General features: G+C 67.5%; 20 protein-coding genes. 5 read left to right on the plus strand and 15 right to left on the minus strand.

The window, feature by feature from the left end; all coding sequences use genetic code 11:
- Position 1 precedes the first annotated feature (1 nt).
- Positions 2-1,732 carry a transglycosylase SLT domain-containing protein gene (locus DEH84_RS09705; protein ID WP_245932547.1) on the plus strand — a complete coding sequence of 577 codons (1,731 nt, stop codon included), beginning with the start codon at positions 2-4 and terminating at the stop codon, positions 1,730-1,732.
- Positions 1,733-1,768: 36 nt separating this feature from the next.
- Here the strand turns inward: DEH84_RS09705 and recR are convergent, their stop codons facing one another.
- The 3 genes from recR to dnaX all read right to left on the minus strand — a co-directional run bounded on the left by recR (position 1,769) and on the right by dnaX (position 4,928).
- Entirely contained in the window at positions 1,769-2,356 is a 588-nt protein-coding gene (gene recR, locus DEH84_RS09710; RefSeq protein ID WP_109036680.1) for a recombination mediator RecR, read from the minus strand.
- Positions 2,357-2,369: 13 nt separating this feature from the next.
- Positions 2,370-2,696, minus strand: a complete 327-nt coding sequence (locus tag DEH84_RS09715; protein ID WP_109036681.1) for a YbaB/EbfC family nucleoid-associated protein — start codon at positions 2,694-2,696, stop codon at positions 2,370-2,372.
- Positions 2,697-2,759: 63 nt separating this feature from the next.
- Positions 2,760-4,928, minus strand: a complete 2,169-nt coding sequence (dnaX, locus tag DEH84_RS09720; RefSeq protein ID WP_109036682.1) for a DNA polymerase III subunit gamma/tau — start codon at positions 4,926-4,928, stop codon at positions 2,760-2,762.
- A gap of 279 nt (positions 4,929-5,207) precedes the next feature.
- Here dnaX and DEH84_RS09725 point away from each other — a divergent pair, with 279 nt between their 5' ends.
- Entirely contained in the window at positions 5,208-6,554 is a 1,347-nt protein-coding gene (locus DEH84_RS09725; protein ID WP_109036683.1) for a DEAD/DEAH box helicase, read from the plus strand.
- A gap of 71 nt (positions 6,555-6,625) precedes the next feature.
- On the opposite strand, the gene DEH84_RS09730 is transcribed toward DEH84_RS09725, so the two are convergent.
- Positions 6,626-7,477, minus strand: a complete 852-nt coding sequence (locus DEH84_RS09730) for a 2OG-Fe(II) oxygenase (protein ID WP_109038312.1) — start codon at positions 7,475-7,477, stop codon at positions 6,626-6,628.
- Between the two features lie 2 nt (positions 7,478-7,479).
- A complete protein-coding gene (gene yaaA / locus DEH84_RS09735; protein ID WP_109036684.1) occupies positions 7,480-8,256 on the minus strand; it encodes a peroxide stress protein YaaA in 777 nt (258 codons plus the stop codon).
- 139 nt (positions 8,257-8,395) lie between these two features.
- On the opposite strand from yaaA, the gene DEH84_RS09740 reads away from it, so the two are divergent.
- Positions 8,396-8,944, plus strand: coding sequence for a gamma carbonic anhydrase family protein (locus DEH84_RS09740; protein ID WP_109036685.1), 549 nt, complete (start codon positions 8,396-8,398; stop codon positions 8,942-8,944).
- Positions 8,937-9,920, plus strand: coding sequence for an Hsp33 family molecular chaperone HslO (hslO, locus tag DEH84_RS09745; RefSeq protein ID WP_109036686.1), 984 nt, complete (start codon positions 8,937-8,939; stop codon positions 9,918-9,920). The genes DEH84_RS09740 and hslO overlap by 8 nt, the downstream gene beginning before the upstream one ends.
- A gap of 15 nt (positions 9,921-9,935) precedes the next feature.
- Here hslO and DEH84_RS09750 read toward each other — a convergent pair whose 3' ends face one another.
- The 7 genes from DEH84_RS09750 to pyrG form a co-directional block, all read right to left on the minus strand.
- On the minus strand, positions 9,936-10,682 hold the full coding sequence (locus DEH84_RS09750; RefSeq protein WP_109036687.1) for a pseudouridine synthase: 747 nt from the start codon (positions 10,680-10,682) through the stop codon (positions 9,936-9,938).
- On the minus strand, positions 10,679-11,320 hold the full coding sequence (locus DEH84_RS09755; protein ID WP_109036688.1) for an AAA family ATPase: 642 nt from the start codon (positions 11,318-11,320) through the stop codon (positions 10,679-10,681). Before DEH84_RS09755 ends, DEH84_RS09750 begins: the two co-directional genes overlap by 4 nt.
- Complete coding sequence (gene pnuC, locus DEH84_RS09760; protein WP_109036689.1) at positions 11,317-11,970, minus strand: nicotinamide riboside transporter PnuC; 654 nt, start codon at positions 11,968-11,970, stop codon at positions 11,317-11,319. The genes DEH84_RS09755 and pnuC overlap by 4 nt, the downstream gene beginning before the upstream one ends.
- 21 nt (positions 11,971-11,991) lie before the next feature.
- Positions 11,992-12,306 (minus strand): cell division protein FtsB, encoded by a 315-nt coding sequence (ftsB, locus tag DEH84_RS09765; RefSeq protein WP_109036690.1) that lies wholly within the window; start codon positions 12,304-12,306, stop codon positions 11,992-11,994.
- A gap of 107 nt (positions 12,307-12,413) precedes the next feature.
- Complete coding sequence (gene eno, locus DEH84_RS09770; RefSeq protein ID WP_109036691.1) at positions 12,414-13,697, minus strand: phosphopyruvate hydratase; 1,284 nt, start codon at positions 13,695-13,697, stop codon at positions 12,414-12,416.
- Positions 13,698-13,842: 145 nt separating this feature from the next.
- Complete coding sequence (gene kdsA, locus DEH84_RS09775) at positions 13,843-14,700, minus strand: 3-deoxy-8-phosphooctulonate synthase (RefSeq protein WP_109036692.1); 858 nt, start codon at positions 14,698-14,700, stop codon at positions 13,843-13,845.
- A gap of 21 nt (positions 14,701-14,721) precedes the next feature.
- Positions 14,722-16,389, minus strand: a complete 1,668-nt coding sequence (gene pyrG, locus DEH84_RS09780; RefSeq protein ID WP_109036693.1) for a CTP synthase — start codon at positions 16,387-16,389, stop codon at positions 14,722-14,724.
- 183 nt (positions 16,390-16,572) lie between these two features.
- Between pyrG and DEH84_RS09785 the strand changes: the two genes are divergently transcribed.
- The gene (locus tag DEH84_RS09785; protein ID WP_109036694.1) at positions 16,573-17,325 is read left to right on the plus strand and encodes a 1-acylglycerol-3-phosphate O-acyltransferase; all 753 of its coding nucleotides are present in this window, start codon (positions 16,573-16,575) and stop codon (positions 17,323-17,325) included.
- Between the two features lie 3 nt (positions 17,326-17,328).
- Here the strand turns inward: DEH84_RS09785 and DEH84_RS09790 are convergent, their stop codons facing one another.
- The 3 genes from DEH84_RS09790 to DEH84_RS09800 form a co-directional block, all read right to left on the minus strand.
- Entirely contained in the window at positions 17,329-18,153 is an 825-nt protein-coding gene (locus DEH84_RS09790) for a proteasome-type protease (RefSeq protein ID WP_245932548.1), read from the minus strand.
- Entirely contained in the window at positions 18,150-20,861 is a 2,712-nt protein-coding gene (gene mutS / locus DEH84_RS09795; RefSeq protein WP_245932549.1) for a DNA mismatch repair protein MutS, read from the minus strand. The genes DEH84_RS09790 and mutS overlap by 4 nt, the downstream gene beginning before the upstream one ends.
- Positions 20,862-20,934: 73 nt before the next feature.
- A complete protein-coding gene (locus DEH84_RS09800) occupies positions 20,935-22,002 on the minus strand; it encodes an inositol monophosphatase family protein (RefSeq protein WP_109036695.1) in 1,068 nt (355 codons plus the stop codon).
- Between the last annotated feature and the right edge of the window lie 147 nt (positions 22,003-22,149).

A 22,149-nucleotide genomic window follows, 5' to 3' on the forward strand; every position in this document is an offset into this window, starting at 1 on the left:
GATGACGATCGCCTCTCCCTTGCACCGCGGCCTGCGCCTGGCGCTGACGCTGCTGGCTTCGGCCAGCCTGTGGGCATGCAGCAGCACCCCCACCGACCCGCGCATGGCCGAACTGAGCCTGCGCACCTCTGACCACCTGCAACCCCGCCCGGCTGATGCACGGCAGCCCGGCCTTCCCCGACTTGACGTCGCCGGCGGCACGGTGGCCACGCCCTCGCCTCTGCGGCCTGCCGTCACGCTGCAGCAGGCCCGTCCGGCGGAGGACGAAGGCAAGGATGCGGTCGGGATGGCGACCGATCCCCTGAGCCCGGATACCACCGTCGACCTGGACGACAGCGGCGCCACGCAGGATCTCTGGAGCCGCATCCGCAAGGGTTTCACCCTACCCGAACTCGATTCCGATCTTGTGGCCGAGCACCGTCGCTGGTACACAGCCCGGCCGGACTACGTGCAGCGAATGACCGACCGGGGCAGCCGCTACCTTTTCCATGTTGTCGAGGAAATCGAGCGGCGCGGCATGCCGATGGAACTGGCCCTGCTGCCTTTCATCGAGAGCGCCTTCAATCCGCAGGCCATGTCCAGCGCCCGTGCATCCGGCATGTGGCAGTTCATGCCCGCCACGGGCAAGGACTTCCGCCTGAAGCAGAACCTGTTCCGCGACGACCGCCGTGACGTGCTCGCCTCCACGCGGGCGGCGCTGGATTACCTGCAACGCCTGCACCGCATGTTCGGTGACTGGCAGCTGGCCCTGGCGGCGTACAACTGGGGCGAAGGCAATGTGCAGCGGGCCATCGCCCGCAATCAGCGCCAGGGCCTGCCGACCGACTACCTCAGCCTCAGCATGCCGGTCGAGACCCGACACTATGTGCCCAAGCTGTATGCGGTGCGGCAACTCGTCGCCCAGCCGGAGGCGTACAACCTGACGCTGACGCCGGTCGACAACCACCCCTATTTCGTCAGCGTGCCGATCCAGCGGGACATGGACGTGAACCTGGCCGCACGGCTGGCCGGCCTGCCCATCGAGGAGTTCAAGGCACTCAACCCGTCCCTGAACAAGCCGGTGATCCTCGCGGCCGGTACACCGCAGTTGCTGCTGCCCTACGACAACGCCAGCCTGTTCGTGCACAACCTGAAGGCCCACAAGGGCCGCCTGGCCAGCTGGACCGCGTGGGTGGTGCCCCGCACCATGCGCCCGACGGACGCGGCGCGCGAAGTCGGCATGCCCGAATCCAGCCTGCGCGAGCTCAACCACATCCCGCCGAAGATGCTGGTGAAGGCCGGCTCGACGTTGCTGGTGCCGCGTTCCGAGCAGCGCATGCAGGACGTGTCCGAGGTGCTGGCCGACAACGCCATGATGACGCTGGCCCCCGACGTGCCCCCGTTGCGTCGCATCAGCGTCAAGGCCGGCAAGCGGGACACGGTGGCCTCGCTGGCGCGGCGCTACAAGGTCGCACCGCAGCAAGTGGCCCAATGGAACAAGGTGGCCGCCAGCGCCACCTTCCGCAAGGGTCAGACGATCGCGATCTATGTGCCGGCTGCCCGTGCGGACAGCAAGCGTGCGGTGTCGACAGTGGCTTCGGCATCGAAGAGCAAGACCGGCAAGAAGGCCGTGGTGGTGGCCAGCAACCGGGTCAGCAAGTCGGAGAGCCGTGGCAACCGCAACGCTGCCGGTTCCAGCCGCAACACGCCTCGCAGCAGCAAGACCAAGGTCCGCGTCGCCAGCGCCCGCTGAGTCCACTGACCGCCCTCTCCCGAGGGCAGGCCGGCCTCAGCGCCGGTCCATGAAGGCGTGCGCGATGGTGCCGAGGTCGACGTACTCGAGTTCGCTGCCCACCGGCACGCCACGCGCCAGCCGGGTCACCTTCAGGCCACGGGCCTTCAGTTGCTCACCGAGCACATGGGCCGTGGCCTCGCCTTCTGCATTGAAGTTGGTGGCAAGAATCACCTCCTCCACCACACCATCGCTTGCCCGGGTCAGCAACGCCGACAGGCCGATGTCGCGGGCCCCAAGTCCATCCAGCGGGCTCAGCCGCCCCAGCAGCACGAAGTACTGCCCCTTGTAGCTGCCCGTGCGTTCAAGGGCCGCCTGGTCTGCCGGCGTCTCGACCACGCACAGCAACCGCGCATCACGCGTCGAATCTGCACACAGGTCACACAACTCGGCGCGACTGAAGGTATGGCATCGGGCGCAGTGCCCGATCTCGTTGACGGCACCATCCAGCGCGCGCGCCAGCTTCAGGGCGCCAGCGCGATCATGTTGCAGCAGGTGGTAGGCCATTCGCTGCGCCGACTTCTGCCCGACACCGGGCAGGCAACGCAGGGCTTCGACCAGCCCGTCCAGCGCCGGATCTGCCATGGTGCAATCCCGTTCAGAACGGGAACTTCATGCCGGGGGGCATGGGCATCCCGGCCGTCAGCTTGCCCATCTTCTCCGAGCTGGTCGCCTCGGCACGACGCACGGCATCGTTGAACGCCGCGGCCACGAGGTCCTCAAGCATGTCCTTGTCGTCGGCCAGCAGGCTCGGGTCGATCGTCACCCGCTTCACATCGTTCTTGCAGGTCATCACGACCTTGACCAGGCCCGCACCGGACTGACCTTCCACCTCGATCTGGGCCAGCTCTTCCTGGGCCTTCTTGAGGTTGTCCTGCATTTGCTGGGCCTGTTTCATCAGGCCGGCGAGTTGTCCTTTGAGCATGGCTCATCCTTTCTTGCGCAAAACATGATTGTCGCCGCGTTCAACGGCGACGCGGTCGGCCGCTCAGATCGGCCTGATGGAAGCCGGGACGATGCGCGCCCCGGGATGCTGCAGCAACAACGACTGCACCAGCGGATCACTCTGGATCAAGGCTTCGGCATCGCGCTGGCGCTGCTCGCGGGCAGCCTGATCGCGCTGAGCCGGCGTGTTGAACGCCGCCCCGCGCTCCACGGTGACCGACACCGGTCGCTGCAAGTGCTGCGTGAGGGCCTGCGTGAGCCGGTCCTGCAACGCTGCGGTGATGAGGCTTTCACGCTCGACACGGAGCGTGCCTGCGATGCCCTCACCTTGTTCCTGCCACGCCACGCACTGCGCCTGCATGGCCAGTTCGCGCACCAGCGCGGCGATCAAGCCCTGCCCGGCCATCGCCGTCACGAGGTCAGCCCATTCATCGGAAAGCGGATCCGCCCCGCGAGGGGGCAAGGTCGGCGTCACCGAGGGACGCGCCTCGGGGGGCACCTCGGCGGGAGGCGATGAGACCGAGGCGCCCGGACGGGCCGATGTCCGCATGGGCTCCGACGGGCCCCGACGAGGGCGGGATGTCGACACCGAATCCGGCACGTCGTCGGGCACGTCCATCCAGGCGGGCTCGTCCGGCATGGCGGCCGGGGCCGCATCCCATTCATTGGCTTCCGGCGGCAGCGCTTCCCATGGGGGAATGCCGCCGCCGTCCCGTGCCTCCTGAGGCGCGGTACGGGGCGCAGGGGCAGCGGCTGGCGAAGCAGCCGGGGCAGCCACCACAGGCGGATGAGGCGCCGACGCTGCCTCCGGCGACGGGGCGACGGGGCGCACGGGTGCCACCGGTGGCGCCACAGGGTCGAGGGTGCGGGCCGGCTCCGCCCGCGCCTCGGCAACAACGGGCACCGGCGCGGCGATGCCACCGCTGACGGGCACTCGTGCGCTGGCCTGAGCGACGGCAGTGTTGCCGGAAGCCGACGCCCCGGACGCCGAAATGGGCCGCGCAGCTGCACCCGCCGGCGCGGCCGCTGCCTGCGTCACCGGCGTGCGACGGGGCTCGACGGCGTCAGGCTGCGCCGCCGAGCCCAACGCTTTTGGGCCTGGGCCGCCCCCCTGTCCGGGCTTGAAGGCAAGCAGGCGAAGCAGCAGCATCAGCAAGCCGGCGTACTCGTCGGGTGCCAGTGCCAGCTCGGCGCGCCCTTGCAGGCACAGGCTGTAGAAGAGTTGCGTTTCATCGGGCGCCAACAGCGGCGCCAGCGCCGCCCAGGTGGCCGCGTCCGGGTCTTCCAGGTCGAGTGCCTGGGGCACGGCCTGCAGCACGGCCATCCGCTGCAGTGCGGAAGCCATTTCCTCCAGCGTGCCGGCTGCAGACAGCCCCATCTGGCGCAGCGTATCCACCGCTGCCACGAGCGCGGCACCATCACACGCCGCCACCGCCTCGATGATCCGCTGCACATGCGCCCGGTCCACCGAGCCCAGCATCTGCCTCACCCCGGCCTCGTCAAGAAGCCCGGCACCAAAGGCAATGGCCTGGTCCGTCAACGACAGCGCATCGCGCATGGAACCGCGCGCGGCCCGCGACAACAGACGCAAGGCACCCGGTTCGGCCTCAATGCCCTCGGCCTGCAGCACACTGCCCAGGTGCTCGAACACGGTTTCCGCCGCCATGGGCCGCAAGTTGAACTGCAGGCAGCGCGACAGCACCGTCACGGGCACCTTTTGCGGGTCGGTGGTGGCGAGCACGAACTTCAGGTAGTCGGGCGGCTCCTCCAGCGTCTTCAGCATGGCGTTGAACGCCGTGTTCGACAGCATGTGCACTTCGTCGATCATGTAGACCTTGAAGCGCCCGACCACCGGTTTGTAGACCGCCTGCTCCAGCAGTTGCGAGATTTCCTCGACACCGCGGTTGGAAGCCGCATCGAGTTCAACGTAATCGACAAATCGTCCACTGTCGATGTCACGGCAGGGCTGGCACTGCCCGCACGGGCTGGCCGTGATACCGCCTTGTCCGTCGGGCCCGACGCAATTCAGCGATTTGGCCAGAATGCGCGACACAGTGGTCTTGCCCACCCCCCGGGTGCCGGTGAACAGGTAGGCGTGGTGCAGGCGCTGCTGGGTCAGGGCGTTGCCCAATGCCTGAACCACATGCCCCTGGCCGACCATGCTGTCGAAACCTTTGGGGCGGTATTTGCGCGCGAGTACCGTCGAAGTCATCGCGCGATTCTAGTCGCGCCATTGGCCCCCTCAGCCAAGGGGGAAGGCATTCAACCTGCCGTGATATCCGGTGACATACCGCCCTGGAAAGTCGCTTCCATGCCGCGAAATGGTCTGTTCACCGTAGACGGCGAGACTTACAATGCACTCGTGATGCGAAGGGTGAAATGCACTTCGATCAGGCTGGGAAATTCCCCGATGCCATCCGGTTGACTCGCTTGGCCCCGGCCCGGGCAAAGAGAGTGCAGTCGCCGACAACCTTGAATGGGCCACGTAGTGATGTCGTTTGAAAATCTGGGGTTGGCAGAACCTCTCCTGAAGGCCGTTTCGGAGGCCGGATACGCCACCCCCACGCCGATCCAGGCACAGGCCATTCCGGCCGTCCTGAACGGCGGAGACCTCCTTGCCGGCGCACAGACCGGCACCGGCAAGACCGCCGGGTTCACGCTGCCGCTGTTGCACATGCTGGCCGCCACGGCCAAGCCGGCCTCGGGTGGGCGTCGTCCTATCCGCGCCCTGATCCTGACTCCCACGCGCGAACTGGCCGCCCAGGTCGAAGAGTGCGTGCGTCTCTACGGCAAGTACCTGCCGATCCGCTCGATGGTGATGTTCGGTGGTGTGGGCATGAACCCGCAGATCGAAGCCCTGAAGCGCGGCGTCGACATCCTGGTCGCCACGCCGGGCCGCCTGCTGGACCACCACCAGCAGGGCACACTCGACCTGAGTCACGTCGAATACTTCGTGCTGGACGAGGCCGACCGCATGCTGGACATGGGCTTCATCCATGACATCCGCCGCGTGCTGGCCATCCTGCCCCCGCGCAAGCAGAGCCTGCTGTTCTCGGCCACCTTCTCCGACGAGATCAAGGCCCTGGCCGAGCGCCTGCTCGACAAGCCTCAGGTGATCGAGGTGGCCCGCCGCAACGCGACCGCCGACACCATCGCGCAGAAGGTGCACCCGGTCGACCGTGATCGCAAGAAAGAGCTGCTCACCCACCTGATCCAGTCGAACAACTGGCACCAGGTGCTGGTCTTCACGCGGATGAAGCACGGCGCCAACCGGCTGGTCGAGTTCCTGCTCAAGCAGAACATCACGGCCATGGCGATCCACGGCAACAAGAGTCAGAGCGCGCGCACGCGGGCGCTGGCCGATTTCAAGTCCGGCGAATTGCAGGTCCTTGTGGCCACCGACATTGCGGCGCGCGGCATCGACATCGACCAGCTGCCGCACGTGGTGAACTTCGAGCTGCCCAACGTGGCCGAAGACTACGTGCACCGCATTGGCCGCACCGGCCGCGCTGGCGCCGACGGCGAGGCCGTTTCGCTGGTGTGCGTTGACGAGGAAGGCTTCCTCGCCGACATCGAGAAGCTGATCAAGCGCCCGATCCCGCGCGAGGTGGTGGCCGGCTTCGAACCCGACCCGAATGCCCGCCCGGAGCCCATCCAACTCGGCCGCCGTGTCTTGCATGGAAACACCGGCTCGCGTTCGGGCGGCGGTGGCCGTCCCGCGGGTGGCGGTGGTGGGGGTCAGCGAGGTGGCCGCGGCCCGTCGTCGGGTCGCCAGGATGGCCGCATGGAACGCGGACCGCGCGATCAATCTGGCGCGGGTCGCCCCCGCAGTCGGTGACCGGCTGAACCGGTCAGCCCGCGCGCTGACCGCCCCCCCCGAAACGGAGCCCATGGGCTCCGTTTCTGCTTTCAGGCGAAGGTGCCCTCCCGCAACCACTTGGTCGCCACCCACTTTTCGCCCGCGATGACGGGGGCGCCGCCATGCAGCGTGCGCGTGGCGGGGTCGGGCCGGTCATACGAGAAGAACACGGCGTGGCCGGCCACGGCATGCACCGTGAGCCCGGCTTCCGGAAAGGTGGTGGCCCCGCCCTCTTCCGGCGTATTGAGGTACATCACCAACGTGGCCACGCGTTGCCCCCCGCGCTGCAGGATGCGGCTGCTGCCCGGCAGGTCGGGATCGAAATAGTCGTGGTGAGGACGATATTGCGCGCCCGGCCCATAGCGCAGCACCTGCAGCCCCTCGCCGTGCGACACCGGCCACGACAGCAAGGCCGCGATGCGGGCCTCGATGCGCTGACACAGCTCGGACTCACCCCGACCGAAGAACATGCCCTCGCTGGTCCGGGCGACATTCACCTCACTGCCGCCGGTATCGCCCACCACGGTCTCGGAGGGCTTCAGGCGCGCACGGGCCTCCTCGATGAGGCCCGTGCATTCGGCAGGCGTGAGGAACCCGCCCAGGACCACCAGCTGCGGGCAATCGCAGTGCACCAGGATGTCCACGTCATGGCCGGCCACGGTGACACGCCCGCGCTCGAGCGCCCCGGGCGGGAGGCCGGGCGCGCGCACTCGGTCCGGGCCGAGCCCGGGCCATGCACCCCGGCCCGCGACCTCCTCGACTTCTGCGCCGAGGACGGACAGGGCCACATCGCGGCTCCAGCCGCTGTCCAGCATGGCGCGCAACAGCACCGCGGCCGGCTGGCCGGCCGCCAGTTGCGCGACCGCCCAGTCGCGCAGCTCGGGGCTCACGCGCTGCGTCACGGTCAAGCGGCCACCTTGCGGCGGAACACCAGCCGGTCCGCCTCCGAGGCTGCCGGATCGTGGGCATACCCTTCGGCTGAAAAATCAAGCAGATCGGCCGTGCTCCGCGCCCGCTTGAGCACCGCGTGACGGGCCATCAGCCCGCGGGCCCGCTTGGCATGGAAGCTGATGATCTTCCACTGCCCGGCCTTCCAGTCCTCGAACACGCACTCCACCACGCGGGCCTTCAGGGCCTTGCGCTTGACCGACTTGAAGTACTCCTGCGAGGCCAGGTTGATGACGAGGTCATCACCTTGCTCGGCCAGGCGCCGGTTCAGGTACTCGGCCAGCGCGTCACCCCACCAGGCGTAGAGGTCCTTGCCACGCGGGTTGGCCAGCCGGGTGCCCATTTCCAGGCGATACGGCTGCATCCAGTCCAGCGGCCGCAGCACACCATACAGCCCGCTGAGGATGCCGATGTGCGCCTGCGCCCAGTCCAGATCCGCGGGCTTGAGCGAGGTGGCATCCAGGCCCTCGTACACATCGCCGTTGAAGGCGAGGATGGCCTGCTTGCTGTTGGCCGCCGTGAACTTGGGCGACCAGGCGGCATACCGCGCCACGTTCAGCGTGGCCAGCGGGTCGCTCAGGTCCATCAGCGAGGCAATCTGGGCCGGGGTGTAGGGACGCAGCACGTCGATCAGCGCAGCGGCCTCGTCGGCGAACTCGGGCAGCGTGTGGCGGTCGGTGACGGGCGGGGCCTCGTAATCAAGGCTCTTGGCGGGGGACAGCAGGAGGAGCATAAGGTGGTCAACGCACCATTGAAAAGCAATGGTACCGATCATAGGTGGAGCTTTGGCCCCGCGCCAACCGCGGCAGGCCAAGCCGCCTAGAATCAAGCCCTCCCCAACAGCCCCCCGCGCCGCGTCGCGCGCCCGTGCCATGGCCGTCTACCGCATCAAGGACCAGGTTCCACAGCTGCACCCCAGCGCCTTCGTCGCCGAATCGGCCGACGTCATGGGCCAGGTGATCCTGTCCGAAGGCAGCAGCGTGTGGCCGCAGGCCGTGCTGCGCGGGGACAACGAGCCCATCACGCTGGGCGAACGCTCGAACGTGCAGGAAGGCGCCGTGCTGCACACTGACATCGGCTTTCCGCTCACCATCGGTGCCGACGTGACCGTCGGTCACCAGGCCATGCTGCACGGCTGCACCATCGGTGACGGTGCGCTGATCGGCATCCAGGCCGTCGTGCTCAACGGCGCGGTGATCGGCAAGGAGTGCCTGGTCGGTGCGGGCGCCCTCGTCACCGAAGGCAAGGTGTTCGAGGACGGCATGCTGATCCTCGGTCAGCCCGCCAAGGCCGTGCGGCCACTGAACGACGCCGAGCGCATGCGCATGCGCATCGGCACCGCGCTCTATGTCACCAAGAGCGCCCAATACAAGACCGACCTGGTGCGCATCGACGTGCCGGGCACCCCTTCCCATGAATGAATTGCACAAGTTCCTGTTCGAAGGCCTGCCGGTTCGCGGCATGCTGGTCCGCCTGACCGACAGCTGGCAGACCCTCCTGGCCCGCCGCAGCGAAGGCGAAGCGCTGGACGCCCCGGTGCGCAAGCTGCTGGGCGAAATGAGCGCCGCGGGCGTGCTGCTGCAGGCCAACATCAAGTTCAACGGCGCGGTGGTGCTGCAGGTGTTCGGCGATGGCCCGGTGAAGCTGGCCGTGACCGAAGTGCAGCCCGACCTGTCGTTCCGCAGCACGGCCAAGGTGATCGGCGAGCTGCCGGGCACCGACGACGGCCACCTGCCGCTGGAGGTGATGGTGAACGTCGCCGGTGGCGGGCGCTGCGCCATCACCCTCGACCCGAAGGACCGTCTGCCCGGTCAGCAGCCCTACCAGGGCATCGTGCCACTGCACGGTGACGCCGGCGAGCCGCTGCACCAACTGAGCGACGTGCTGGCGCACTACATGCTGCAGTCCGAGCAGCTCGACACGCGCCTGGTGCTGGCCGCCAACGACGAGGTGGCCGCAGGCCTGCTCATCCAGCGTCTGCCGGTGGAGGGTGAAGGGAACCTGGCGGGCACGCAGCGCAACGAAGACGAGATCGGCCTCAACGAGCACTTCAACCGCATCGCACACCTGGCGGCCACGCTGAAACAGGAAGAGCTGCTGACGCTGGACGTGGACACCATCCTGCGTCGCCTGTTCTGGGAAGAGGACCTGCGCCGCTTCGAGCCACAAGCCGGCCCCACCGGCCCGCGCTTCGCATGCACCTGCTCGCGCGAGAAGGTCTCCAACATGCTGCGCAGCCTGGGTGTCGATGAAGTCGAGAGCATCCTGGCCGAGCAGGGTCAGGTCGACATCGGCTGCGACTTCTGCGGCATGCACTACACCTTCGATCCGGTGGATGCTGCCGCGCTGTTCACGGGCGGGGCCGAATCACCGCCGAGTTCGGGCAGCCTTCAGTAAGGCCTTGCGTAGGGCTCAGTCGCCCCACTGCCAGGCTTCGCTGCGGATCAACGCAGCCCAATCGGGGTTCAGCACCGCCGCGTCCGGATGATCCGGATGCCAGGGCGAATGAAAGCGCATCGGCTGCCCGGTCATCGGGTGGCTCAGAGCAAGTTCCGCGGCGTGCAGCCACAGGCGCTGCACACCCAGACGTTCGGCCCACCAGCGGTTATGCGCCCCCTTGCCATGCGTGGCATCGCCGATCAACGGGTACGACAGGTGCTTGAGGTGGCGACGGATCTGGTGGCGACGTCCGGTTTCCGGCTCGGCCTGCACCAGGCTGACACGCGTGGTGTCATAGCGGTCGACCGGAATCGGGAGGCTGAGCCGGGCGAGGCGGCGGATGTGCGTGCGTGCGGGCTGCGCCGGGGTGCCCTCGGGAGACTCGTCGGGCACGAGTGGATGGTCCACCGTGGTGGCTTCGGAGGCCCAACCGCGCACCATGGCCACATACAGCTTGCGCACGGCGCCTTCATGCCAGGCGCCACCCAGCCGGCCTGCCACCTCTGAGTTCAGCGCCATCAACAGCACGCCCGAGGTGCCCTTGTCCAGCCGGTGCACGGGATAAACGTGTCGCCCGATCTGGTCGCGCAAGGCCTGCAGCACCACGCGGGACTCGTCTGCATCCAGGCCGGTGCGGTGCACCAGCCAGCCGGGTGGCTTGTGCAGCGCCACGAGGTGTTCGTCGCGCCACAGGATGGGCAACGGCGCCGAGGTGGTCATGGCGCCGGCCGGGGTAGCCAGTGCTGCTCGCACTCGCCGTCGTCGCAGTCAGCACACACCCAGCGCCACCGAGGGCGCAGTGACTGCTCAGCCTGCCTGCGGGGCCGTTCCAGCTCGTGCTCGATGAGGCTGAGCGCCAGCGCAGTGCGGGCTTCGCCCTGCCCTGTGACGACGGCATACGCCGCCTGCATGCGCGCCAGCGCCTGGCGCACGAGGGTGTCGACCGGTTCGCGCACGTGGGCGCCGTCGCGCTGCAGACCATCGGCCACCCAGGCCAGATCGAGCCCGGTCAGCAGCGTCAGGGCCACCTCGGCGTGGGCCTGGTCGGCCACAGCGTACAGACTCTGGTCATCGAACAGGTGGTGGCTGTAGACCGCGGTCATCAGGGCCGTCGTGTCGGCCAGCACAAGCGCATGGCGGGCAGCGGCCTCGCGGATGTGCGCGGTCTGCCTCTCGGCGATGACGCGCTGCTCATGCGGCGCCGGCGTGCGGCCCTCGGCCTCACACCATGTGCGCAGGTACTCCGGCACCACGACGGCATCGCGGCCGGATGCGCACAAGCGCTGTGCCAGCTCGCGCGCAAGCGTGGTCTTGCCTGTGCTTTCCGCGCCCACCAGGGCAATCACCAGGCCGCTCATGCGCGGGCCTCCCGAACGCGTTGGTGCCAGGCACGCCAGCCGAATACCGACAGCATGGCGAACAGCCCATACAGGATCACCGTGAGCCAGAGCCCTTTGTGGGCAAACAGCGCCATGCTCGCGACGTTGACCACCAGCCAGCAAGGCCAGTTCTCGACCAGCTTGCGCGCCAGCAGCCACTGGCCAAGCAGGCTCAACGCCGTCGGAAACGCGTCGGCAAAGGCGACATCGGAATCGGTGGCGTGTTGCAGCACCAGACCGATCACGGGCCACAGCGCCAGACCTGCCGCGGCAGCCAGCCGCCGCTGCGTCGCCGTCAGGCTGCGCACACCGGCGTCGGCATCGGCTTGCGCCGGATCACGCCACCAGCGCCACCAACCCCATGCCGACAAGGCGATGAACACCAGCTGGAGGCTTGCCTCGCCATACAGACGTGAGCGCGCAAACAACAGCCCGTACAGCGCCGAACTGACGATGGCCAGCGGCCAGGCGCCCACGTGCACACGCAGGTTGAGGCCGACCATGACCAGGGACAGCACAAAGGCCAGGGCCTCCAGGCGACTCGCTGGCACACCCCAGGCGGTGAACCAGGGAGCCAGCCACGGGTCGAGCCAGACCAGGCTGTCGGCCAACGACAAGGGGGCGGTCATGAACGACGAGCGCGAGGTGGATCAGGGCGTGGCCGGCGCGGGCGGTGGCTCGGTGATCTGCGGCAGTTGCGAGGTCAGCTGCACGTAGATCTCGTCAGGCTTGACCATGCCCAGCTCGGTTCGCGCCTTCTCTTCCACCATCTCCAGGCCCTCCTGGAGATCGCGCACTTCGGCCGCGAGCTGCTCATTGCGCGCCGTGGCCTGGGCGTTCGCCTTCTGCTGCACGCGCAGCTCGGCACGCAGGGCCGACACGCGCGGCACACCGCCCTTGCCGAACCACAGCTCGGCATGCACGACGGCCAGGCAGACAAGAAGAAAGACGGCTGCAAAACGCATGGTGAAAGCTTAACAGATCGTGTCCAGCGCAAGAAAAAGGGCCCCGTGCTGGAGCCCTTGCATCTTGTGCCGCACCGGCGTGACGCGTCACGCCGGAAGGCCACCGATCAGCGCAGGTTGTAGAACGCGCTGCGGCCCGGGTACACGGCCACGTTGCCGAGGTCTTCCTCGATGCGCAGCAGCTGGTTGTACTTGGCCATGCGGTCCGAACGGCTCATCGAACCGGTCTTGATCTGGCCGGCGTTCAGGCCCACTGCGATGTCGGCGATGGTGTTGTCTTCGGTTTCGCCCGAGCGGTGCGAGATCACGGCGGTGTAGCCGGCGCGCTTGGCCATCTCGATGGCGGCGAACGTCTCGGTCAGGGTGCCGATCTGGTTGATCTTGATGAGGATGGAGTTGGCGATGCCCTTCTCGATGCCTTCCTTCAGGATCTTGGTGTTGGTGACGAACAGGTCGTCACCCACCAGCTGCACCTTCTTGCCCAGACGTTCCGTCAGGTGAGCCCAGCCGGCCCAGTCGCCTTCGTGCATGCCGTCTTCGATCGAGATGATCGGGTACTTGTCGCACCAGGTGGCCAGCATGTCGGTCCACTGCTCGGCGGTCAGCACCAGGCCTTCGCCTTCCAGGTGGTACTTGCCGTCCTTGTAGAACTCGGATGCAGCGCAGTCCAGGCCCAGGGCGATCTGCTCGCCGGCCACGTAACCCGCAGCTTCGATGGCCTGCAGGATCAGCTGGATGGCTTCCTCGTGGCTGGCCACAGACGGTGCGAAGCCACCTTCGTCGCCCACGGCGGTGCTGATGTGCTTGTCGTGCAGGATCTTCTTGAGGGCGTGGAAGACCTCCGCACCGTAGCGCAGGGCTTCGCGGAAGGTCGGGGCGCCCACCGGCAGGATCATGAATTCCTGCAGGTCGAGGTTGTTGTTGGCGTGGGCGCCACCGTTGATGACGTTCATCATCGGCACGGGCAGCTGCACGGCACCCATGCCGCCGAAATAGCGGTACAGCGGCAGGCCGGCTTCTTCGGCAGCGGCGCGGGCCACGGCCATCGACACGGCCAGCATGGCGTTGGCGCCCAGGCGGCCCTTGTTGTCGGTGCCGTCGAGGTCGATCAGGGTCTTGTCCAGGAAGGCCTGCTCGGACGCATCCAGGCCCAGCACGGCTTCCGAGATCTCGGTGTTGATGTGCTCGACGGCCTTCAGCACGCCCTTGCCCAGGTAGCGGCTCTTGTCGCCATCACGCAGCTCGATCGCCTCGCGCGAGCCGGTCGATGCACCCGACGGCACGGCGGCACGGCCCATGACGCCGCTTTCCAGCAGCACGTCGCATTCGACGGTGGGGTTGCCTCGGCTGTCGATGATCTCGCGGCCGATGATGTCAACGATGGCGCTCATCTGGGTATCCTCAAGAAAAATGAAAGAGTGGGTGATGTGATGACCAGGCCCGGCCAAACCCGGTGAGGTTAACCGACCTGGGGTGGCCCGGCGTGGCGGCGATGGCCCCCATCCGGGCGGGCCCTTCCTGGGCGAGCGGCGGCGATCAGGCCGAGAAGTCGGCTTCGAGGAAGCCGTTCTTCTTGGTGATGCGGTCGAGCTCGACCAGGGTCTCCAGCAGGGCCTTCATGTGCTTGAGCGGCACGGCGTTCGGGCCGTCGCTCAGGGCGCAGGATGGATCGGGGTGCGTTTCCATGAACAGGCCGGCAATGCCGACCGCCACGGCCGCGCGCGACAGCACGGGCACGAACTCGCGCTGACCGCCCGAGCTGGTGCCCTGCCCGCCCGGCAGCTGCACGCTGTGGGTGGCGTCGAACACGACCGGGGCGCCGGTGTCACGCATGATGGCCAGCGAACGCATGTCCGAGACCAGGTTGTTGTAGCCGAAGCTGACGCCACGTTCGCAGGCCATGAAGTTGTCGTCGTTCAGGCCTTTTTCGCGCGCGGCGGCACGGGCCTTGTCGATGACGTTCTTCATGTCGCCAGGGGCCAGGAACTGACCCTTCTTGATGTTCACCGGCTTGCCGCACTGGGCGACGGCGCGGATGAAATCGGTCTGGCGGCACAAAAAGGCAGGCGTCTGCAGCACGTCGACCACCGACGCCACCGTGGGAATCTCGGCTTCGGTGTGCACGTCGGTCAGGATGGGCACGTTCAGCGTGCTGCGCACCTTGGCCAGGATCTCCAGGCCCTTGTCCATGCCCGGGCCACGGAACGACGCGCCCGAAGAACGGTTGGCCTTGTCGTAGCTCGACTTGAAGATGAACGGGATGCCCAGCGCCGAAGTGATTTCCTTCAGATGGCCTGCCGTGTCCATCTGCAGCTGCTCGGACTCGACCACGCAGGGGCCGGCGATCAGAAAGAACGGATGGTGAAGGCCGACGTCAAAGCCGCAGAGTTTCATGGTGGTGTCCTTCGGCCCGGATCAGGCCTTCTTGGATTCGTTGGCGTGTTGGGCCTGGTGATCCAGCGCGGCCTTGACGTAGCTCTTGAACAGCGGGTGGCCGTCCCAGGGCGTCGATTTGAACTCGGGGTGGAACTGCACGCCCACGTACCACGGGTGCACCGACTGCGGCAGCTCGACCATTTCGGTGAGCTTCTCGCGCTGGGTGATGGCCGAGATCACGAGACCGGCTTCACGCAGCTTGTCGAGGTAACGCTCGTTGGCTTCGTAGCGGTGGCGGTGACGCTCGGTCACGACCGGGCCGTAAATCTGGTGGGCCAGCGTGCCGGGCATCACGTCCGAGCTCTGGGCGCCCAGGCGCATCGTGCCGCCGAGGTCGGAGTTGGCATCGCGCTTCTGCACGGTGCCGTCGGCGTCCAGCCACTCGTCGATCAGGGCGATCACCGGGTGCGGCGTGTTCGGTTCGAACTCGGTGGAGTTGGCATCGGTCAGGCCGGCCTTGTGGCGGGCGTACTCGATGGTGGCCACCTGCATGCCCAGGCAGATGCCCAGGTAGGGAATGCCGTGCTCGCGGGCGTACTGGGCCGCAATGATCTTGCCTTCGACGCCGCGCTTGCCGAAGCCGCCCGGCACCAGGATGGCGTCGTACTGCTCCAGCGTGCTGGCCGTTTCGGGCGTCAGCGTTTCCGAATCGACATACTCGATGTTGACGCGGGCATGGTTGTGGATGCCGGCGTGGCGCAGCGCCTCGTTGAGCGACTTGTACGAATCCGACAGCTCGGTGTACTTGCCACACATCGCGATGGTGACAGTCTGCTTCGGGTTCTCGACCTCGTTGACCAGGTTGTCCCAGCGCGACAGATCGGCCGGCTTCGTCTGCAGCTGCAGCTTGGCGCAGATCAGGTCGTCCAGGTGCTGCTCGTGCAGCATGCGCGGCACCTTGTAGATGGTGTCGGCGTCCCACACCGAGATCACGCCGGACTCGGGCACGTTCGTGAACAGCGAGATCTTCTCGCGCTCGTCGGTCGGGATGGCGCGGTCGGCGCGGCACAGCAGTGCGTCGGGCTGGATGCCAATTTCGCGCAGCTTCTGCACGGTGTGCTGGGTCGGCTTGGTCTTGAGCTCGCCGGCGGCCGCGATGAACGGGACGTAGGTCAGGTGCACGAAGGCGGTGCTGGCCGGGCCCTGCTTGAGGCTCATCTGGCGGGCCGCTTCCATGAAGGGCAGCGACTCGATGTCACCCACGGTGCCGCCGATTTCCACGATGGCGACGTCGACCGCTTCCGGCGTGCCGACGCCGGCGCCACGGCGCACGAATTCCTGGATCTCGTTGGTGATGTGGGGGATGACCTGCACGGTCTTGCCCAGGTAGTCACCACGACGCTCCTTCTCGAGCACGGACTTGTAGATCTGACCGGTCGTGAAGTTGTTGGCCTTCTTCATCCGCGTGGTGATGAAGCGTTCGTAGTGGCCCAGGTCGAGGTCGGTTTCGGCACCGTCGTCGGTGACGAAGACCTCACCGTGCTGCATGGGCGACATGGTGCCCGGGTCGACGTTGATGTACGGATCGAGCTTGATGAGGGTGACGGTGAGGCCGCGCGATTCGAGGATGGCAGCCAAAGACGCAGCGGCGATGCCCTTACCGAGTGAGGACACCACACCGCCGGTGACGAAGACAAACTTGGTCATGTGCGCAAAAGCGCTCGCACGGTATGCGAACGCTGCGGTGGTAAAGCGGCATTATAGGTGGTTCGGCGCCCGGCCGGGCGCGGACGGAGCCGCCATCTGCCAGCGTGCACCACGGTGGAGCCCCCTTGCGGACGTCGGATAATCGCCCGACGCGCCCTTCCCGCCTGGCGCCCTGGAGACCCTGTGCTGTTTGCCCTGCGCATGCTGCTGCTGAGCGTGCACTTCGTCGTGGCCACGCTCGCTGGCCTGACCGTCTGCATCCTGCGTCCATTCAACCCCGAGAACACGCCCCTGTGCGCGCGGTTGTACGCCCTGCCAGCCCTGCGCATCCTGGGGCTGCGCGTGCGTCTGGATCCGAGCGTGGTGGCAGACCAGCCCCGGCCGGCGGTCATCGTGGCCAACCATCTGTCCAACCACGACCTGTTCGTCTTCGGGCAGGTGGTGCCGCACCGCACCGTGAGTCTGGGCAAGCAGAGCCTGAAGTGGCTGCCGCTGTTCGGTCAGCTGTACTGGCTGGCCGGCAATGTGCTGATCCAGCGGGGCAATGCGGTTCGCGCCCGCCAGGCCATGACGCAACTGAACGACACGCTGCATGCGCGCGATATCTCGATCTGGATCTTTGCCGAAGGCACGCGCAGCCACGGGCGGGGGCTGGGGCCGTTCAAGAAAGGCGCCTTCCAGCTGGCCATCAATGCCGGCGTGCCCATCGTTCCGATCTGCAGCAACAACTATGTGCGGCAGATGCGCCTGAACCGCTGGCACAGCGGCGACGTGATCCTCAAGGCCTTGCCGCCCATCTCGACGGAAGGGCTCGGTGCGGACGACGTGCCCGCCCTGATGGCCCGCTGCCACGCAGAGATGGCTGCCTGCATTGCCGAGCTCGACCGGCAGGCCAGCAGCGAGCCGGCCACCGACCGGAACGCCACGCCAGCGTGATGCTCACGCCTGGGGCGCGTTGATCTTGCTCAGCGGGTTCATCGCCTGGTGCTGGGGCACCACGTTGGCGGCCAGATCGGGCTGGTCGCCATTCCAGGTCGGATCCGGGATGGAGTCGAACACCTGGCGCAGGCGTTGGCCCCAGCTGCTGCGGATCATGCGGAAGTAGGCATTCGACTCGTCGATGTGGATCAGCTTGTCGACCTGCAGGCTGTCGGCCTCGTAGACCATGAGGTCGAGCGGCAGGCCCACCGACAGGTTGGACTTGAGCGTCGAATCCATGGAGATCAGCGCGCACTTGGCCGCCTCTTCCAGCGGCGTGCTGGGCGTGACCACGCGGTCGATCACCGGCTTGCCGTACTTGGATTCGCCGATCTGGAAGTAGCAGACGCCGTCGATGCCTGCCTCGACGAAGTTGCCCGCCGCGTAGACATTGAACAGGCGCATGGTCTCGCCCTTGATCTGCCCGCCGATCGTGAGGTTGCAGTTGAAGTCGATGCCGTGCTTCTTCAGCGCGTCGGCGTCCCGGGCGTGGACCTTGCGCACGGCGCTGCCCACGATGCGCGCCACGTCGAACAGGCTCTTGGCCGTCCAGATCGTGACCGGCTCGCCGTCGGAGCCCTCGATGGTCTCGTTGCCCAACAACTGCTTCACCGCCTGGGTGATGGCCAGGTTGCCGGCCGTCATCAGCACGAGCACGCGGTCGCCCGGCTTCTCGTAGACCGACATCTTGCGGAAGGTGCTGATCTGGTCCATGCCTGCGTTGGTGCGCGAGTCGGACAGGAACACAAGACCGGCGTTGAGCCGCATGGCAACACAGTAGGTCATGATGAGAACACCGCTTTGAGTTTGTAGAGCGCGTCCAGCGCCTCACGAGGAGTCAGGGTATCGGGGTCGATGCCGGCAAGCAAGGTCAGGGCCTGCGCTTCCGCCGGGCTCAGGGTTTCGCCAGCCGGGCTGGCCAGGGCCGCGCCCTGCGCGGCCACCGCGTCCGCGTCAAAACCGCCCGCATCGGCCGCAGCAAACAGGTCGATCTGCTGCTCGTGCTGGCGTTGCTGGGCCTCGAGCGACTCGAGCGTGGCGCGCGCCTGGCGGATCAGGGTGTGCGGCATGCCGGCCAGGCGCGCCACCTGCACGCCGTAGCTGCGGCTGGCGGGGCCATGCTGCAGTTCGTGCAGGAAGACGATGTCGTCGCCCGATTCGGCCACACCCACGTGCACGTTGAGCGCGCGCGGGTGCTTTTCGGGCAGCGCGGTCAACTCGAAATAGTGCGTGGCGAACAGGGTGAAGGCCTTGTTCCTGTCGTGCAGGTGGCTGGCAATGGCGCCGGCCAGCGACAGGCCGTCGAACGTGGAGGTGCCCCGGCCGATCTCGTCCATCAGCACGAGCGAATGCTCGGTGGCGGTGTGCACGATGGCGGCCGCCTCGGTCATCTCCATCATGAAGGTGGATTGGGCGTTGGCCAGGTCGTCTGCCGCGCCGATGCGGGTGTGGATGGCGTCGATCGGGCCCAGTCGGCACCCGGCGGCCGGCACGTAGGCCCCCATTGAGGCCAGCAGCACGATCAGCGCCACCTGGCGCATGAAGGTCGACTTACCACCCATGTTCGGGCCGGTGATGATCATCATGCGGCGGTTGGCGTCGAAGCGGCAGTCATTCGGGATGAAGGCCGTACCGGTCGTCTCCATCAGGCGCGCCTCGACCACGGGGTGGCGCCCCTTCTCGATCTCGATGCAGGGGTGGGTGCAGAACTCGGGGCGGGACCAGCCCAGCGTCTGTGCGCGTTCGGCCAGGGCCGCCAGCGCATCCAGCGTGGACAGCGCCCGGGCCAGCGCCCCGAGCACGGCGATGTGCTGCTGCAGGAAGTCGATCAGCGCGTCGTACAGCGCCTTCTCGCGGGCCAGCGCACGCTCCTGCGCCGACAGGGCCTTGTCTTCGAAGGCCTTGAGTTCGGGCGTGATGAAGCGCTCGGCGTTCTTCAGCGTCTGGCGGCGCTGGTAGTCGAGCGGCACCTTGTCGGCGTGGCTTTGCGTGACCTCGATGTAGAAGCCGTGCACCTTGTTGAACTGCACGCGCAGGTTGGAGATGCCGGTGCGGGCGCGCTCGCGGGCCTCGAGTTCGAGCAGGAAGGCGTCGCAGTTCTCCGAGATGGCCCGCAGCTCGTCGAGGTCGGCATCGAAGCCGGTCGCGATCACGCCACCGTCGCGCAACAGCACGGCGGGCGTTTCCATCAGCATGGCCTGCAGCCGCTGGGCGATGGCCGGATCGGGCTGCAGCGCCGTGGCAAGTTGCGCCAGCAAGGGTGCGCCTTCGGGCACGCGCTCACGCAGCGCAGGCAGGCCCAGCAGCGTATCGCGCAGGCCGGCCAGCTCGCGCGGGCGCACCTGGCGCAGCGCCACGCGGGCGTTGATGCGCTCGACGTCACTCATCTGGCGCAGGGCCTCGCGCAGGGCTTCGTGGCCCTGTTCGTGGTGCGGGGGCACCAGCAGCGTGGCGATGGCATCGAGCCGGGCGCGGGCCACGGCCCGGTCGCGCAGCGGCTGCGTGAGCCACTGGCGCAGCGCGCGGCTGCCCATGCCGGTGCGGCAGGTGTCGATCAGCGACAGCAGCGTGGGCGCGTCTTCGCCACGCAGCGTCTGCACCAGTTCGAGGTTGCGCAGGGTGGCGGGCGGCAGGTCGAGCAGCTCGCTGGTGTGCGGCACTTCGAGCGTGGCCACGTGCGACAGCGCCCTGCCCTGCGTGTGTTCGGCAAAGCTCAGGAGCGCGGCGGCGGCGCTGTGCGCCAGCGGCATCTCCTGCGCGCCCCAGCTTTGCAGGTGGCCGACCTGAAGCTGCTCGCACAGCTTGCGCAGGCCCAGGCCGGCATCGAACTGCCAGGTGGGGCGGCTCGTGAGCGCGGTGGCTCGACCGCCTTGCGACAGCATGGCCTGAACTGTGGGCGGGACACGTTCGCGGTCAAACAGGATCTCGGCGGGCTGCAGACGGGCCAGCCAGCCGGCCAGCTCGCGCTCGGTGCATTCGGTCAGGCCCAGCTTGCCGCTGGACAGACCCAGCCAGGCCAGCCCGCAGGGCACCGCGTGCTCGGCATGGCGGCCGCGCTTGTCCATCACCACGGCCAGCAGCAGCGCGTCCGAGCGCTCGGACAGCAGTTCGGTGTCGGTCAGCGTGCCGGGGGTGACCACGCGCACCACCTTGCGCTCGACCGGGCCCTTGGTGGCACCGACCTCGCCCACCTGCTCGGCAATCGCCACCGACTCGCCCAGGCGGATCAGCTTGGCCAGGTAGGTTTCGACCGCGTGCACGGGCACGCCGGCCATCACCACCGGCTCGCCGGCCGACTGGCCCCGCACCGTCAGCGTGATGTCGATCAGCCGGTTGGCCTTGCGGGCGTCGTCGTAGAAGAGCTCGTAGAAATCCCCCATGCGGTAGAACACGAGGGTGTCGGGGTGCTCGGCCTTGATGCGCAGATACTGCGCCATCATCGGCGTGTGAGCGCTGAAGTCGGTCGCGGTGGGCGGCACGGGGGCTCCGGACATCGGCTGCAAGGACTCGGGGTCGCCAGGTGGGCGTTGAAATCAGGCCGAGCGCGGGGGTGCGCTCAGCCCCGCATCAGAACGGTGCGTCGTCGCGGCGGGCCGGGCGGCCAGGTCGCTTCGGCTCGCGCTCGGCGGCCTCGCGCACTTCCTGGGCCTTGGCGGCTGCGGTGATGCGCTTGCGCTGGGGCTTCTCGGCCTCGGCCGGCTGCTGCGCCACCTTCTCGGCCTGGGCGGCGTCTTCGGCCGCCTGCAGTTGCTGGATCAGGGCGTCGTCTTCAGGGTCGCTCTCGCCTTCGTCGGCGTCCAGCGCGGCGTCGGCCTTCGGATCTTCCGTGATCACGCGGGTGTACGGCGCCAGGGTCTTGACCAGCTGGCCGTAAATGCGCGGGTTGCCGGCCACGATTTCACGCTGGTACAGGAAGTCGGGCTCGCCGGTGAAGTTGCCCACCAGGCCGCCGGCCTCGGTGATCATCAGCGAACCCGCGGCGATGTCCCAGGGGCTCAGGCCGGTCTCGAAGAAGCCGTCGTAGAAGCCGGCAGCCACGTAGCACAGGTCGAGCGCGGCAGCACCCGGGCGACGCACGCCGGCGCACTGGACCATCACCTCTTCGAACATCTTGAGGTAGCGCTGGAAGTTGTCGCCCTTGCGGAAGGGGAAGCCGGTGCCGATCAGGCACTCGAGCATGCGGGTGCGCTTCGAGACGCGGATGCGGCGGTCGTTCATGTAAGCGCCCTTGCCCTTGGACGCGTAGAACAGGTCGTTGCGGGCCGGGTCGTACACGACAGCCTGCTGGACCTGGCCGCGGAAGGACAGCGCGATCGAGACCGCGTAGACCGGGAAGCCGTGGATGAAGTTGGTGGTGCCGTCGAGCGGATCGATGATCCAGACGTAATCGCTGTGGCGGGCGCCATGCTCGCGGCCCGACTCTTCAGCCAGGATGCCGTGGCCCGGGTAGGCCTCGAGGATGGTCGCGATGATCGCGTCTTCTGCTGCCTTGTCCACCTCGGTGACGAAGTCGTTGTGCGACTTGGCCGTCACGGTCAGGCGCTCGATGTCGAGCGACGCCCGGTTGATGATCGCCCCGGCTGCGCGTGCAGCTTTGATGGCGATGTTGAGCATGGGGTGCAGGGCTTGAGACATGGATATGAGCGTTTCAACGTTGGGCGACGGGGGACGCGGGGCACGGCGGGCACCCACCGCCCCGGCAAGCAAGGTCCGGACGGGCATCGGGCGCGGGCCACGCACGGCGTCCGGCAGCGGGTTCACATGAACCCACGGCGCAAGCGC

It is taken from the genome of Aquabacterium olei (assembly GCF_003100395.1).
Taxonomy (GTDB): domain Bacteria; phylum Pseudomonadota; class Gammaproteobacteria; order Burkholderiales; family Burkholderiaceae_C; genus Aquabacterium; species Aquabacterium olei.

Coding starts and splice junctions, on each gene's coding strand:
- DEH84_RS09705 (WP_245932547.1), top strand. CDS start 2: ATGACGATCGCCTCTCCCTTGCACCGCGGCCTGCGCCTGGCGCTGACG.
- recR (WP_109036680.1), bottom strand. CDS start 2,356: ATGGCAGATCCGGCGCTGGACGGGCTGGTCGAAGCCCTGCGTTGCCTG.
- DEH84_RS09715 (WP_109036681.1), bottom strand. CDS start 2,696: ATGCTCAAAGGACAACTCGCCGGCCTGATGAAACAGGCCCAGCAAATG.
- dnaX (WP_109036682.1), bottom strand. CDS start 4,928: ATGACTTCGACGGTACTCGCGCGCAAATACCGCCCCAAAGGTTTCGAC.
- DEH84_RS09725 (WP_109036683.1), top strand. CDS start 5,208: ATGTCGTTTGAAAATCTGGGGTTGGCAGAACCTCTCCTGAAGGCCGTT.
- yaaA (WP_109036684.1), bottom strand. CDS start 8,256: ATGCTCCTCCTGCTGTCCCCCGCCAAGAGCCTTGATTACGAGGCCCCG.
- DEH84_RS09740 (WP_109036685.1), top strand. CDS start 8,396: ATGGCCGTCTACCGCATCAAGGACCAGGTTCCACAGCTGCACCCCAGC.
- hslO (WP_109036686.1), top strand. CDS start 8,937: ATGAATGAATTGCACAAGTTCCTGTTCGAAGGCCTGCCGGTTCGCGGC.
- DEH84_RS09750 (WP_109036687.1), bottom strand. CDS start 10,682: ATGACCACCTCGGCGCCGTTGCCCATCCTGTGGCGCGACGAACACCTC.
- DEH84_RS09755 (WP_109036688.1), bottom strand. CDS start 11,320: ATGAGCGGCCTGGTGATTGCCCTGGTGGGCGCGGAAAGCACAGGCAAG.
- pnuC (WP_109036689.1), bottom strand. CDS start 11,970: ATGACCGCCCCCTTGTCGTTGGCCGACAGCCTGGTCTGGCTCGACCCG.
- ftsB (WP_109036690.1), bottom strand. CDS start 12,306: ATGCGTTTTGCAGCCGTCTTTCTTCTTGTCTGCCTGGCCGTCGTGCAT.
- eno (WP_109036691.1), bottom strand. CDS start 13,697: ATGAGCGCCATCGTTGACATCATCGGCCGCGAGATCATCGACAGCCGA.
- kdsA (WP_109036692.1), bottom strand. CDS start 14,700: ATGAAACTCTGCGGCTTTGACGTCGGCCTTCACCATCCGTTCTTTCTG.
- pyrG (WP_109036693.1), bottom strand. CDS start 16,389: ATGACCAAGTTTGTCTTCGTCACCGGCGGTGTGGTGTCCTCACTCGGT.
- DEH84_RS09790 (WP_245932548.1), bottom strand. CDS start 18,153: ATGACCTACTGTGTTGCCATGCGGCTCAACGCCGGTCTTGTGTTCCTG.
- mutS (WP_245932549.1), bottom strand. CDS start 20,861: ATGTCCGGAGCCCCCGTGCCGCCCACCGCGACCGACTTCAGCGCTCAC.
- DEH84_RS09800 (WP_109036695.1), bottom strand. CDS start 22,002: ATGTCTCAAGCCCTGCACCCCATGCTCAACATCGCCATCAAAGCTGCA.